Origin of the sequence: Micromonospora yasonensis, from assembly GCF_026013475.1 — a bacterium.
GTDB lineage: Bacteria > Actinomycetota > Actinomycetes > Mycobacteriales > Micromonosporaceae > Micromonospora > Micromonospora yasonensis.
The window spans coordinates 1-12,888 of record NZ_JAPDPH010000198.1 but is presented as its reverse complement, the minus strand read 5'-3'; the positions used below and the strand labels follow the sequence as shown (position 1 = coordinate 12,888).

At 74.0% G+C, this 12,888-nt stretch carries 10 protein-coding genes and 2 pseudogenes; 6 read left to right on the top strand and 6 right to left on the bottom strand.

Translation table 11 applies throughout. The features are described 5' to 3' along the window. From ONA70_RS28570 to ONA70_RS28560, 3 genes are all read left to right on the top strand, one after another. On the top strand, positions 1-763 hold a 763-nt coding region (locus tag ONA70_RS28570), incomplete at its 5' end, for an ABC transporter permease (RefSeq protein ID WP_265009586.1). Next, positions 760-1,713: an ABC transporter ATP-binding protein gene (locus ONA70_RS28565; RefSeq protein ID WP_265009585.1), complete on the top strand. Its 954-nt coding sequence runs from the start codon at positions 760-762 to the stop codon at positions 1,711-1,713. The genes ONA70_RS28570 and ONA70_RS28565, both read left to right, overlap by 4 nt. Position 1,714: 1 nt before the next feature. Next, positions 1,715-2,425, top strand: coding sequence for an ABC transporter permease (locus ONA70_RS28560; protein ID WP_265009584.1), 711 nt, complete (start codon positions 1,715-1,717; stop codon positions 2,423-2,425). 178 nt (positions 2,426-2,603) lie between these two features. Here ONA70_RS28560 and valS read toward each other — a convergent pair whose 3' ends face one another. The 6 genes and pseudogenes from valS to ONA70_RS28535 form a co-directional block, all read right to left on the bottom strand. Next, positions 2,604-5,222 (bottom strand): valine--tRNA ligase, encoded by a 2,619-nt coding sequence (valS, locus tag ONA70_RS28555; protein WP_265009583.1) that lies wholly within the window; start codon positions 5,220-5,222, stop codon positions 2,604-2,606. 118 nt (positions 5,223-5,340) lie between these two features. After that, positions 5,341-6,906 carry a S1 family peptidase gene (locus ONA70_RS28550; RefSeq protein WP_265009582.1) on the bottom strand — a complete coding sequence of 522 codons (1,566 nt, stop codon included), beginning with the start codon at positions 6,904-6,906 and terminating at the stop codon, positions 5,341-5,343. A gap of 160 nt (positions 6,907-7,066) precedes the next feature. Continuing rightward, a pseudogene (locus ONA70_RS28545) lies at positions 7,067-7,873 on the bottom strand (ABC transporter ATP-binding protein); the annotation flags it as partial. Between the two features lie 62 nt (positions 7,874-7,935). Then, positions 7,936-8,202: pseudogene (locus tag ONA70_RS37035) on the bottom strand (ABC transporter transmembrane domain-containing protein); the annotation flags it as partial. A 149-nt stretch (positions 8,203-8,351) separates the two neighbouring features. Further along, the gene (locus ONA70_RS28540; RefSeq protein ID WP_265009581.1) at positions 8,352-8,864 is read right to left on the bottom strand and encodes a methylated-DNA--[protein]-cysteine S-methyltransferase; all 513 of its coding nucleotides are present in this window, start codon (positions 8,862-8,864) and stop codon (positions 8,352-8,354) included. Then, the gene (locus ONA70_RS28535) at positions 8,861-10,312 is read right to left on the bottom strand and encodes an AlkA N-terminal domain-containing protein (protein ID WP_265009580.1); all 1,452 of its coding nucleotides are present in this window, start codon (positions 10,310-10,312) and stop codon (positions 8,861-8,863) included. The genes ONA70_RS28540 and ONA70_RS28535 overlap by 4 nt, the downstream gene beginning before the upstream one ends. A 463-nt stretch (positions 10,313-10,775) precedes the next feature. Between ONA70_RS28535 and ONA70_RS28530 the strand changes: the two genes are divergently transcribed. From ONA70_RS28530 to ONA70_RS28520, 3 genes are all read left to right on the top strand, one after another. Continuing rightward, positions 10,776-11,231 carry a hypothetical protein gene (locus ONA70_RS28530; RefSeq protein WP_265009579.1) on the top strand — a complete coding sequence of 152 codons (456 nt, stop codon included), beginning with the start codon at positions 10,776-10,778 and terminating at the stop codon, positions 11,229-11,231. Between the two features lie 68 nt (positions 11,232-11,299). Further along, on the top strand, positions 11,300-12,046 hold the full coding sequence (locus ONA70_RS28525; protein WP_265009578.1) for a Type 1 glutamine amidotransferase-like domain-containing protein: 747 nt from the start codon (positions 11,300-11,302) through the stop codon (positions 12,044-12,046). 96 nt (positions 12,047-12,142) lie between these two features. Then, a partial coding sequence (locus tag ONA70_RS28520) for a YchF family ATPase (RefSeq protein ID WP_265009577.1) occupies positions 12,143-12,888 on the top strand: 746 nt, incomplete at its 3' end.

Here is a 12,888-nt window from a genome sequence, read left to right as displayed (position 1 = left end):
GCTGGGCCGCTCCGCCAAGGCGAAGATCTTCCCCTGGTTGGTCATGGGCATCGTGCTGGTGGTGGCCGCCGGGCTGACCGCGGTCCGGACCCAGACCGGCCAGGTGGTCATGACGTACGCCCAGTTCGCGGACGCGATGAGCTGGCTGGTGATCTTCTTCGTCGCGGTGGTCGGGCCGGAGCTGGTCTCCCGCGACCTGCTCAGCGGCGTGCTGCCGCTCTACTTCTCCCGCCCGCTGCCGCGCGGCGACTACGCCCTGGCCAAGCTCGGCGCGCTGGTCAGCGCGCTCTGGCTGCTGCTCGGCGCGCCGCAGCTGGTGATGTTCCTCGGCGCGGCGTTCACCACCAAGGACGGGCTGCACGGGGTCTGGACGGAGCTGGGCGACCTGCTCCCCGGCCTGCTCTACGCGGCCCTGTGGGCGGTGGTCTTCGCCTCGGTCGGGCTGCTCATCGCCTCGTTCACCGGCAAGCGGGCGTTCGCCGCCGGTGGCATCGTGGCCGTGTTCCTGATGACCGCCCCGATCGTCGGCATCCTGTCGATCATGCCGTCCCGTACGGTCAACGAGCTGGCGATGCTCGGCTCGCCCACCGCCCTGATCCATGCTGTCGGCCAGTACACCCTCGGCGACCTGCTCGTACCCGGTGGGCAGACCGAAGATCAGATCGGCGACTTCGGGCCGGTCTACGTGGCCGCCGCCGTGCTGCTGGTGGCCGGCTGCGTCGCCCTGCTGCTGCTGCGATACCGGAAGGTGGCCGCCCGATGACCACGATCAGCGCGGAGGTGACGGCCCCGGCCACCCCCGCCGCCACCCTCGACCTCGCCGGCGTCTCCCGCTGGTACGGCAACGTGGTGGCGGTCAACGACGTCACCATGCGGCTCGGGCCGGGGGTGACCGGCCTGCTCGGGCCGAACGGTGCCGGGAAGACCACCCTGCTGCACATGATGGCCGGCTTCCTCGCCCCGTCCCGGGGTGCGGTCACCCTCGACGGCGAGCCGACCTGGCGCAACCCGGCGGTCTACCGGCGGCTGGGCCTGGTCAGCGAGCGGGAGGCGGTGCACACCTTCCTCACGGCGTACGAATTCGTGCTGGCCAGCGCGAAGCTGCACCGGCTGCCCGACCCGGAGGCGGCGGCCCGCCGGGCCATCGACCTGGTCGAGATGGCCGACGCGCAGGACCGGCGGATCGGCACGTACTCCAAGGGCATGCGGCAGCGCACCCGGGTGGCCGCCGCGCTGGTGCACGACCCGGACGTGCTGCTGCTCGACGAACCGTTCAACGGGATGGACCCGCGGCAACGGTTGCACATGATGGCCCTGCTGCACCGGCTCGGCGACGCCGGCCGGACCATCCTGTTCAGCTCGCACATCCTGGAGGAGGTCGAGCAGGTCTCCGGCACCGTGCAGGTGATGGTCGCCGGGCGGCTGGCCGCCTCCGGCGACTACCGGACCATCCGCCGGCTGATGACCAACCGGCCGCACGTCTTCCGGGTCCGCTCCACCGACGACCGTGCCCTCGCGGTCGCGCTGATCGCCGAGGCGTCGGTGACCGGGGTGGAGCTGGGCCGGGACGGGCTGACCGTACGGGCCGGGGACTACGGCGCCTTCACCCGGGCGCTGCCGAAGATCGCGCTGGCCCGGGGCGTCCGGGTCCGGTCGCTGACGCCCGAGGACGAATCCCTGGAGAGCGTCTTCTCCTACCTGGTGGGGGCCTGACATGTCGACGGTTACCTGGATCACCGCGCGCGGACTCTTCGGCCGGCGCCGGTTCCTGCTGCTGCTCCCGCTGCCCGTGCTGCTGCTGGTGCTCGCGATCGTCTCCCGTTCGCTCGGCGTCGACCCGGGCCAGTGGGGGCCGCCGGTGCTGGTCGGCCTCGGGCTCGCCGTGGTGCTGCCGGTGGTGGCGCTGATCGTCGGCACCGGCGTGCTCGGCGCCGAGATCGACGACGGCACGGTGGTGCACATCCTCACCAAGCCGCTGCCGCGCTGGCAGATCGTGCTGCCCAAGCTGGCGGTGGCGGCCGGGGTCACCGCGGTCACCGTCGCGATCCCGCTCTACGTCGCGGGCGTGCTCGCCCATTCGGTACGCCTCGGACTGGCGCTCGCCGCCGGGTCGGCGCTGGGCGCGCTGGCGTACTCGGCGCTGTTCCTGGCGCTCAGCCTGCTGACCCGCCGGCCGGTCCTGCTCGGCCTGGTCTACGTGCTGATCTGGGAGGGGCTGCTCGGCCGGTTCGTGGACGGCACCAAGGTGCTCTCCATCCAGCAGTGGGTGATCGCGCTGACCGACCGGATGGCCCCGACCGACCTGCTCGGCACCACTGTCTCGGTGCCGGTCGCCGCCGTCCTCACCGCCCTGGTCGCGGTCGGCGCCACGGTCCTCGCCATCGACCGCCTCCGCTCCTTCAGCGTGGCCGGCGAGACCAGCTGAAGTGAAAGGAGGGGCCCCTTTTTAACGCCTCCGGTAGAGGAGGGGCCCCCTGTTAACACCGCCCGGCCGCCCGCGCGGCAACAACCGGAAGCAGCGCCGCGCGGGGCGGCACGGCACGGGTGTTAAAAGGGGCCCCCTGCTATACGCCAGGCGTTAACAGGGGGCCCCTCCTTGCACCTCAGAAGGCGCAGGCGATGACCAGTTCCGGGGTGCGGTCCGGGAGGAGGTCTAGCTTGCCGATCCGGCCGGCCGCGCGGAGGTCGTCGGCGACCAGGGTGAGCTGGTCGAGCAGGGCGGCCGGACCGAGCGCCTCGGCCAGCGGGACGTCCGCCTTCATCGACAGCTTCCGCTCCGACTTGGCCCGGCGCACCTGGCCCAACGCGTCCGCCGCCAGCCGGAGCAGCTCCGGGTCACCCGGCCCCTGGGTGGCCCGACCCACCTCGTACGTGGTGGGCCAGGTCGCGCGGTGCACCGAGCCGTACCGCCACCAGGACCAGACCTCCTCGGTGACGAAGGGCAGCACCGGCGCGAAGAGCCGCAACTGCACCGAGAGCGCGGTCGCCAGCGCCGCCCGGGCCGAGTCCGCTCCCGGCCCGGTGCCGTAGGCGCGTTCCTTCACCAGCTCGATGTAGTCGTCGCAGAACCGCCAGAAGAACGCCTCCGTGGCCATCAGCGCGGCCGTGTGGTCGTACCCGTCGAAGGCCGTGGTCGCGGCGGCGACCACGCCGGAGAGTTCGGTGAGCATGGCGGTGTCCAGCGGCTCCGTGGCCGACAGCTCCAGGTCGTGGCGCGGCGTCAGACGCGCCGAGCTGGAGTTGTCGTACGGGGCACGCAACGCGTCGGCGGCGCCCAGCCCGAGCGCGAACTTCGACGCGTTGAGCAGCTTGGTGGCGAGCCGGCGGCCCACCCTGATCTGCGCCGGGTCGAAGGAGAGATCCATGCCGGGCTTGCCGTTGGCCGCCCAGTAGCGGACCGCGTCCGAGCCGTGCTGCTCCAGCAGCCCCATCGGGGTGACCACGTTCCCCTTCGACTTGGACATCTTCTTCCGGTCCGGGTCCAGGATCCAGCCGGACAGCTCCACGTCCCGCCACGGCAGCACACCGAACTCCAGGTGGGCCCGGAGCAGGGTGGCGAAGAGCCAGGTCCGGATGATGTCGTGCCCCTGCGGCCGCAGGTCCATCGGGAAGACCCGGCGGAACAGGTCCGGGTCGGTCTCCCAGCCGCCGACGATCTGCGGGGTCAGCGACGAGGTGGCCCAGGTGTCCAGCACGTCCGGGTCGCCGACGAAGCCGCCCGGCACCCCGCGCCGTGCCTCCTCGTAGCCCGGCGGCGGCTCGCTGGACGGATCGACCGGCAGCATCGACTCGTCCGGTATGAGAGGGTGGGACCAGTCCGGCTCGCCAGCGTCGTCGAGCCGGTACCACACCGGCACCGGCACGCCGAAGAACCGCTGCCGGCTGACCAGCCAGTCGCCGGTCAGCCCGCCCACCCAGTGCTCGTAGCGGTGCCGCATGTGCTCCGGCACCCAGTGCAGCTCCCGGCCCCGGGCCAGCAGTTCCTCGCGCAGGGCGGCGTCCCGCCCACCGTTGCGCAGGTACCACTGCCGGGTGGAGACGATCTCCAGTGGCCGGTCACCGCGCTCGTAGAACTTGACCGGGTGGGTGATCGGGCGCGGCTCGCCGACCAGATCGCCGGCGTCGGCCAGCAGTGCCACGACCGTCCGCCGGGCAGCCGTTGTGGTCTGCCCGGCCAGCGCCGCGTACGGCTCGGCGGGCACGCCTGGGGGCGGCTCGGGGAGCAGCCGGCCGTCCCGGCCGATCACCACCCGGGTGTCCAGCTCCAGGTCCCGCCACCAGGTCACGTCGGCCAGGTCGCCGAAGGTGCAGACCATCGCGATGCCGGTGCCCTTGGCCGGGTCCGCCAGCGGGTGCGCGCGCACCGGCACCTCGACCCCGAATAGCGGGGTACGCACAGACCTGCCGACCAGGTCCGCGTACCGCTCGTCGCCGGGCTGACAGACCAGCGCCACGCAGGCCGGCAGCAGCTCCGGGCGGGTGGTGTCGATCAGCACCTCCCGGCCGTCTGGCGCGTGGAACCGCAGCCGGTGGTACGCGCCGGGCCGCTCCCGGTCCTCCAGCTCCGCCTGGGCGACCGCGGTGGCGAACCCGACGTCCCAGAGCGTCGGCGCCTCGGCCTGGTACGCCTCGCCCCGGGCCAGGTTGCGCAGGAACGCCCGCTGGCTGGTCGCCCGGGCCACCCGCCCGATCGTGGTGTACGTCAGCGACCAGTCCACGGACAGCCCGAGCCGCCGCCACAGCGCCTCGAAGACCTTCTCGTCCTGCACGGTGAGCAGCTCGCACAGCTCGATGAAGTTGCGCCGGGAGATGGCCGTCGGGTTCTTCCGGGCGTCGTCGGTCACCGGGGTGGCCGGCGGACGCCAGTCCGGGTCGAACGGCAGCGCCGGGTCGGGGCGCACCCCGTACACGTTCTGCACCCGTCGCTCGGTGGGCAGGCCGTTGTCGTCCCAGCCCATCGGGTAGAAGACCGTCCGGCCGCGCATCCGCTGGAACCGGGCCACCGTGTCGGTGTGCGTGTACGAGAAGACATGCCCCATGTGCAGCTCGCCGGATACGGTCGGCGGCGGGGTGTCGATCGCGTACACGTCCGCCCGCTCCTTCGAGCGGTCGAACGCGTAGGTGCCGTCCTCCTGCCAGCGGCGCGCCCAGGTCTCCTCGATGCCGTCCAGGGTGGGACGCTCGGGGACCCCGGCGCGGGCCGTCCTCGCCGTATCGGTCATCGCCCGATCGTAGGCACCCGGTGACGCGAGGCTCCACAGCTTTGCCGGGTGTCGGCGCCAAGGCTGTCCGGGCACGGCGCGTCGGGCGCCGCGCCGCCGGACAGCCGATGGCGGGCGGTCAGCGGGCGATCAGGCCGGTCCCCGGACCCCGGGTGGCGATCTGGAAGGCGCCCGGACCGCCCTGCAACGCGTTGACCCGGGCCAGGATCGTGGAGACCGGGGCGTAGTGGTTGCGCTCGTTCGGGTCGGCGCACGGGCCCGAATTGGGGTCGCCGTCGGAGAGGATGCCCAACGCCTTGCCGTCGGACTCGGTGAAGAGCGGGCCGCCGCTGTCGCCCGGCCGGGCGCAGATGTGTACGTCGATGCCGCCGCCCTTGCTGCTGTCGGTCTTGCTGTAGATCTCACCGCACCGGGTGCCCGGCAGGTAGCCGGCGCCGGCGCCGGAGTCGACGTAGACCTCGCCGGACTTCGGCGTGTACGCGGACCCGGTCGCGCAGACCACCCAGCCGATCTGGATCGCGGCGTACGGCACGTACCCGGTGATCGACACGTCCCGGCTGGTCGTGCAGCCCGGGTTGTCGGCCACGCACCAGTAGTTGACCAGGCTCGGCCCGGCGGCACCGGGGTACTTCCAGCGCTCCAGCGCCCCCGGCTGGTACGGCATGATCGCGTAGTCGTTGGGGAAGGCGTTCTCGGCCAGCACCGGGGCGGTGGACTCGACCGAGACCGGCACCTTCGGCCCGAGGAACTGGTGCCACGTCTTGTCGACCTGCTGGTGCCGCCCGCCGACCACGCAGTGCCCGGCGGTCAGGATGTACCACTTCCCGGTCCGGGAGCGGATGTTGAAGCCGACCGTGCAGCCGCCGACCGTGCCGTCGTCGCGCGGCACGTCCAGCCGGATCCCGCCGCGCATCGGTGCCTGCGCGCAGTAGCGCGGGTCGCACGCCTTCGGCACGGCGCCCGCCGCCCGGGGCCGGGCCGTCGCGGGCACGCCGGCGGCGGCGAGCGCCTCGGTCAGCCGGCCGTCGTCGGCCGCGATCCGCCCCCCGGTGACCACCGACAGCGCGTTGCGCTGCGGGTCCACCAGGACGTCCTCGCCGGCCGTCCCGTCCAGCGCGGCGGCCAGCCGGGCCGCGGCGTCGGTGAGCTGGCGCAGCGAGTGACGTACCGCCACCACCCGGACGTGCGCGGCGTCCGGCGCGCCGGCCACGGCCGGGCGCACGGCGGCGGGGTCGGTGGCCGCGACGACGAGCACCCCGCCGGCCGTCTGGTCCAGCCACATGCCGCCGTACACGTCGGGCTGGTCGGCGGCCAGCCGGTCGGCGAGCGGACCGGAGAACTCCTGCAGGGCGAGCCGCCGGGCCGCCTCGGTGGCCGAGACGCCGTAACGCTCGCGCAGGTAGGCGACCGAGGCGGGGGCGGCTGCGGCCACCTGGGCGGCCGGCCGGGCGGCGATCGCCGGGGCGGCGCCGGTGGACGCGGGCCGGCCACCGGTGGCGGTACGGCCGGCCCGGCCGCCTGGGTCTGCCTGCGCGGCGGCCGCCGGGCCGTCCGTCGCGGCGGCGCCTCCCGGCTGCTCGACGGCCGTCGCGGCGACCGGCGACCGGTCGACGTCACCACCCCGGCTCAACCCCACTGCGGTCGCCCCGATCGTGCAGGCGACGGCCACTCCGGCAACAACCACGCGTCGGCGGATACGCACGCCGCGAACCTCCCCGTGTCGGCGATGCCGATCGGCCCGGTCGACGTCTGGGGTCGGGTCATCCGGGGCGGGCCCGGGGACGGGGCCGATCGATGATCGAGAAGTGTAGCCGCAGCACCGGCCGCCGCGCGGCCCCGCGAAGTCAGATCAGCGAGTCCCGCCACCGGCGGTGCAGGGCGGCGTACCGGCCACCGCTGGCGGCCAGCTCGGCCGGTGACCCGTCCTCGACGATCCGGCCGCCGTCCAGCACCAGCACCCGGTCAGCGGTCTCCACGGTGGAGAGCCGGTGCGCGATGACCAGGGCGGTACGGTCCCGCAGCACGCTGCGCAGCGCCCGCTGCACCAGGCGCTCGGTGGGTACGTCCAGCGACGAGGTCGCCTCGTCCAGGATCAGCACGCGCGGGTCGGCCAGGAACGCCCGGGCGAACGCGACGAGCTGGCGCTGCCCGGCCGAGAGCCGGCCGCCCCGGCGGTGCACGTCGGTGGCGTACCCGTCGGGGAGCGCGGCGATGAAGTCGTGCGCGCCGATGGCCCGGGCGGCGGCCTCCACCGCCGCGTCGTCGGCGTCCGGCCGGCGGAACCGGATGTTCTCCGCCACCGAGCCGCGGAACAGGTGGTTCTCCTGGGTCACCAGGACGATCGCCCGGCGCAGCTCGGCGTCGGCCAGGTCCCGCAGGTCCACCCCGTCGAGGCTGACCGTGCCGGAGGCCGGGTCGTGGAACCGGGCGAGCAGCTTGGCGACGGTGGACTTACCGGCGCCGGTCGACCCGATCAGCGCGACGGTCTGCCCGGCCGGCACGGTCAGCTCCAGCCCGGCCAGGATCGGCGCGTCCGGCCGGTAGCCGAAGGTGACCGACCGGAACAGCACCGTGCCCCGGCAGGGGCCGGCGGGCAACCGTACCGGCCGCTCCGGTTCGGCCACCATGGGCCGCTCGTCGAGCACCCCGGCCTGGTGCGTAGCCCCTGCGCGGTCTCCTCGACCAGGGTGGCGACGTCGCCCTGCTGTTCCTGCATCTGGCGGGAGGTCGCGTGGTAGTGCCGGGCGAACCGCCGGCTGATCACGAACAGCGGTGCCGCGCTGGCCGCCACCAGCAGGCCCAGCCACGGGTGCAGCCGGATCAGCAGCACCACCACGGCGGCGTAGGTGACCAGGTTGAGCACCAGGAAGAGCAGGCCGAAGGAGAGGAACCGGCGGATCACCGACAGGTCGCTGGTGATCCGGGAGAGGAGCTGGCCAGACTGCCAGCGGTTGTGGCAGCCGGCCGGGAGGCGTTGCAGGTGGGCGTAGACGTCGGCGACACGGCCAGGCTCGCCGCCGTGGCGGCCAGGGCGGCGAGCAGCAGCCAGGCGAACTCGGTGCCGTCTGGCTGCCGTCGCTCTGGGCAGGCACTACCCGACGGTAGCGGCAGGGGGCGACGGTACCGCTGTCAGCTTGCCGTCAGGCGTCCCTCATGCCCGAGAAGCCATTTCTTCACGTCCAGCCCCCACCGGTAGCCCCCGAGCGTGCCGTCAGTGCGCAGCACCCGGTGGCAAGGGACGAAGAGGGCGGCGGCGTTGCGGGCGCAGGCGGCCGCGGCGGCCCGGACCGCCGCGGGCCGCCCGGCCAGGCCGGCGAACGCGGTGTACGTCACGGGCTCGCCGGGCTTGACATCGCGCAGCACCTGCCAGGCGTGCGCCAGGAAGACGCCGTCGGTGTGCTGTTCCACCTCGACCGCGTCGATCGCGCCCAGGTCACCGGCCAGGTACGCCCGCACCGCGGCGGTCACCGGCCCGAGGTCGGCCCGGTCCCGCAGGTCGCCGCGCAGGCTGGGGTGCAGCAGCGGCACCAGGGCCGCCGGTTCGGCGGTGAACCCGGCGGCGCGTACCGCCCCGGTGGGCCCGGCGAGGACGCTCAGCGGCCCGGCGGGGGTGTCGATGACGGTGCTGTCCAGTGTGGTCATGCCGCTCTCCAGAGTCGGATCACCGCGTACGACCGCCAGGGACGCCAGCGGTCCGCGTACGCGTTCAGGGTCTTCGGGTCGTCGGGCAGGCCGAGCGCGCCGGCGCCCCGGCGCACGCCCAGGTCGGTGGGGAGGAGGACGTCGGGGTCGCCGAGGGCCCGCATCGCCACGTAGCCGGCGGTCCACGGCCCGATCCCGGGCAGCGCGACGAGCCGCCGGACCGCCTCCTCGCGGTCCCCACCCGGCTCCAGGTCGAGGTCCCCCTCGGCCACCGCCCGCGCCACGGTCCGCAGCGTCTGCCGCCGCGCGGCCGGCATCCGGAACGCGCTGTCCGGCGCCCCCAGGACCTCCTCGGCGGTGGGGAACGCCCGCAGCCCGGGCGTGTCACCGCCGTCCTCGTCCGGCGGGGCGGGGGTGGCGGTGGCGAGGAGGTGGGTGAGGGTGGTGCGGGCGGAGGCCAGGGAGATCTGCTGGGTGGTGATCGCGCGGACGGCCATCTCGAAGCCGTCCACCGCGTGCGGCAGGCGGACGCCGGGCTCCGCCCGGACCGCCGCCGCCAGGGCGGGGTCGCCGGCCAGGGTGGCGTCGATCGCCACCGGGTCGGCGTCCAGGTCGAGCAGGCGGCGGCAGCGGGCCACCGCGGGCGCCAGGTCGCGCAGGTCGGTCAGGCGCAGCGTGGCGGCCACGTGTCCGTCGGTCGGGGTCAGCGCGACCGTGCCGGCGCCGTGCGGCAGCCGCACCCCACGCCGGTACGTCCCGTCGCGCACCTCCTCCACACCGGGCAGCGCCCGCAGGGCGAGGAAGTCCAGCAGCGCCGCCGCGGGCAACGGCGGCCGGTACGCCAGCCGCAGCGAGATCGTGCCCGCCCCGCTCGCCACCGGTCGCCCGGCCCGGGTGACCCGCAGCTCCGACGGGGTGGCCCCGTACACCTCGCGGACCGTGTCGTTGAACTGCCGGACGCTGCCGAAGCCGGCGGCGAACGCGATCTCGGCCATCCCCAGGCCGGTGGTCTCGATCAGGATCCGGGCGGTCTGCGCGCGTTGCGCCCGGGCCAGCGCGAGCGGCCCGGCGCCCAGTTCGGCGTGCAGCATCCGGTGCAGGTGCCGCTCGGTGTAGCCGAGCCGGGCCGCCAGCCCCGGCACCCCGTCCCGGTCGACCACCCCGTCCGCGATCAGCCGCATCGCCCGCCCCACCACGTCCGCCCGGACGTCCCACTGCGGCGAGCCGGGGGCGGCGTCGGGCCGGCAGCGGCGGCAGGCCCGCAGGCCCGCGCCCTGCGCGGCGGCGGCGGACGGGAAGAACCGGACATTCTGTCGTTTTGGCGTCACCGCCGGACAGGACGGCCGGCAGTAGATTCCGGTCGAGGTCACGCCGGTGTAGAACCAGCCGTCGAACCGCTGGTCGCGGCTGTCGACCGCTCGGTAGCACCGTTCGAAGTCCAACTCCACGCCATCGATCCTGCCTCGCAGGTCCAGCCATCGGCTGGCGGGATTCGGACCTGGCCGTGGCGCGCCGCTCCCGGCCTCCCCGGCGCCGACCCGAGCTTCACCCCGCCGACCGGGCGGTCGGGCCCGGTTACCACTTCTGGCTTCCTTTCGAGCTGACATCACCAACGACTCGCCCGCCAACGATGCGCCCGCCGGGGTCGCCCGCCGGACTCGTCCCCGGTGAGTCGTCTGCGACATCAGCTCGAAAGGCTGCCGCGAGCCATCTCGGCCTCGCGGGGACGCGGGATGCGGGACGGCGGAAAGCGGGCCTGCCGCGACGAGGATGCTCCAGCTCAGGGCGGCTATCCCTGGCGTGGCAACGGATTCCGGCGCGCAAAGTGTCGGTAGTGGCCGGTACGGTCCCGCCACCAACTCAAGAAAAGGTGCGGGGAATGGCGAGCGTGGCCGGGCGAGGTGCCCGCTGATGCGGTCGGGGCGGACAGGGCTGGACCGCGCGGTGGTGCAGGGCTTCTACGACCGGATGCGGGTGGTGGCGCCGGCCGCGTACGGCGCGATCGAACGGGACCGGGCCGATGACCCGGGGCGCGCCTTCGGCGAGACCGCCTGCGGCCGGCTCGCCGGCTCGCTCGACGCGGCCGGGCTCCGCGCGCTCGGCATGTGGGCACATCACTGGTGCATGCGCTTCTACGACGACGACACCTGGGTCGGGGTGCGCCTGGTGCGAGAGATCGCCGGCCGGGCCGGGCTGGGCTGGACCGTCGACGAGGTCCGCTGGCTGCTCGACCAGTCGTACGCGGCCGGCCCCGCGGCGGCGCACCGGTTCGTCCTCCCCCGGGCCGCCGCGGCCGATCTGCCGCCCGGCGCCCTGCCCGGGTGGGGCGACGGACCGGCCGGGTTGCCCCGCCTGCTCGCCGGCTGACCCGGCCGGAGGCGGACGAGCCCGAGGGGCATGATGATCGTGACCGTCGCCGACCGGAGGAGGAGACCGTGCCCGCCAGCGCACCGACCATCGTCGCCACCAGCATGGGCTTCAGCAGCCGTCGCCGCGGCCCGTGGGACGTCAAGCCCGGGCCCGTCTTCGACCTGATGGCCGAGCTGGCCCAGGCCGGCGACACACCGCGGATCTGCTACCTGAACCAGGCGGTCGGTGACCAGCCCACCTCGTTGACGCTCTTCCACGGCGCCTTCGCCGGCACCCGGTTCCGCGCGTCCCACCTGGCCCTGTTCCCGATGCCCAACGTCGACGACATCCGGGCACACCTGCTCGCCCAGGACGTCATCTGGGTCGGCGGCGGCAGCGTCGCCAACCTCTGCGCGGTCTGGCGGGTGCACGGGCTGCCGGACATCCTGCACGAGTGCTGGCAGGCCGGCGTGGTGCTGGGCGGCGTCTCCGCCGGATCGATCTGCTGGCACCTCGGCGGCGCAACCGACAGCTACGGGCCGGACCTGCGCCCGTTCACCGACGGGCTCGGCTGGCTCCCGTACGGCAACGGCGTGCACTACGACAGCGAGGAGCAGCGCCGGCCGCTGATGCACCGGCTGGTCGCCGAGGGCGCCCTGCCGACCAGCCACTGCACCGACGACGGGGTCGGCCTGGTCTACCGGGGCACCGAGCTGGTCGAGGCGGTGGCCGACCGGGCGGGCGTGGCCGCGTACGAGGTGACCCGGGTCGGCGACGGCACCGCGCGGGAGACCCGGATCGAGCCCCGGCTGCTGACCGCCCAGTCCGGCTGAGCCCGCGACGCGCGTACCCGGTGACCGTCGTCCCTTTCCGGCCCGGGCGGACCTGCCTGCCCGCGGCCGGCGGCGAACCGCGTAAGCTGGCTCGTCGTGAGTCTCACCATCGGCATCGTCGGCCTGCCCAACGTGGGCAAGAGCACCCTGTTCAACGCGCTGACCAAGAACGACGTGCTCGCCGCGAACTACCCGTTCGCCACCATCGAGCCGAACGTCGGCGTGGTCGGGCTCCCCGACGAGCGGCTGACCAAGCTCGCCGAGATCTTCAGCTCGCAGAAGGTGCTGCCGGCGCCGGTCTCGTTCGTCGACATCGCCGGCCTGGTCCGGGGCGCCTCCAAGGGGCAGGGCCGGGGCAACGCGTTCCTGGCGAACATCCGCGACGCCTCGGCGATCTGCCAGGTGGTGCGCGCCTTCTCCGACCCGAACGTGGTGCACGTCGACGGCAAGGTCTCCCCGGCCGACGACATCGAGACGATCAACACCGAGCTGATCCTGGCCGACCTCCAGACCCTGGAGAAGGCGCTGCCCCGGCTGGAGAAGGAGGCCAAGCTCCGCAAGGACCGGGCCGCCGCGGTCGAGGCCGCCAAGAAGGCCGTTGATGTCCTGGACAGCGGCACCACCCTGTACGCGGGCGCCGCGGCCGCCAAGATCGAGCTGGAGCACCTGCGCGAGCTGCACCTGCTCACCACCAAGCCGTTCCTCTACGTCTTCAACGTCGACGAGGCCGAGCTGGGCAACGCCGAGTTCCTCGACGAGCTGCGCGGCCTGGTGGCGCCGGCCGAGGCGGTCTTCATGGACGCCAAGATCGAGTCCGAGCTGGTGGACCTGCCCGAGGAGGA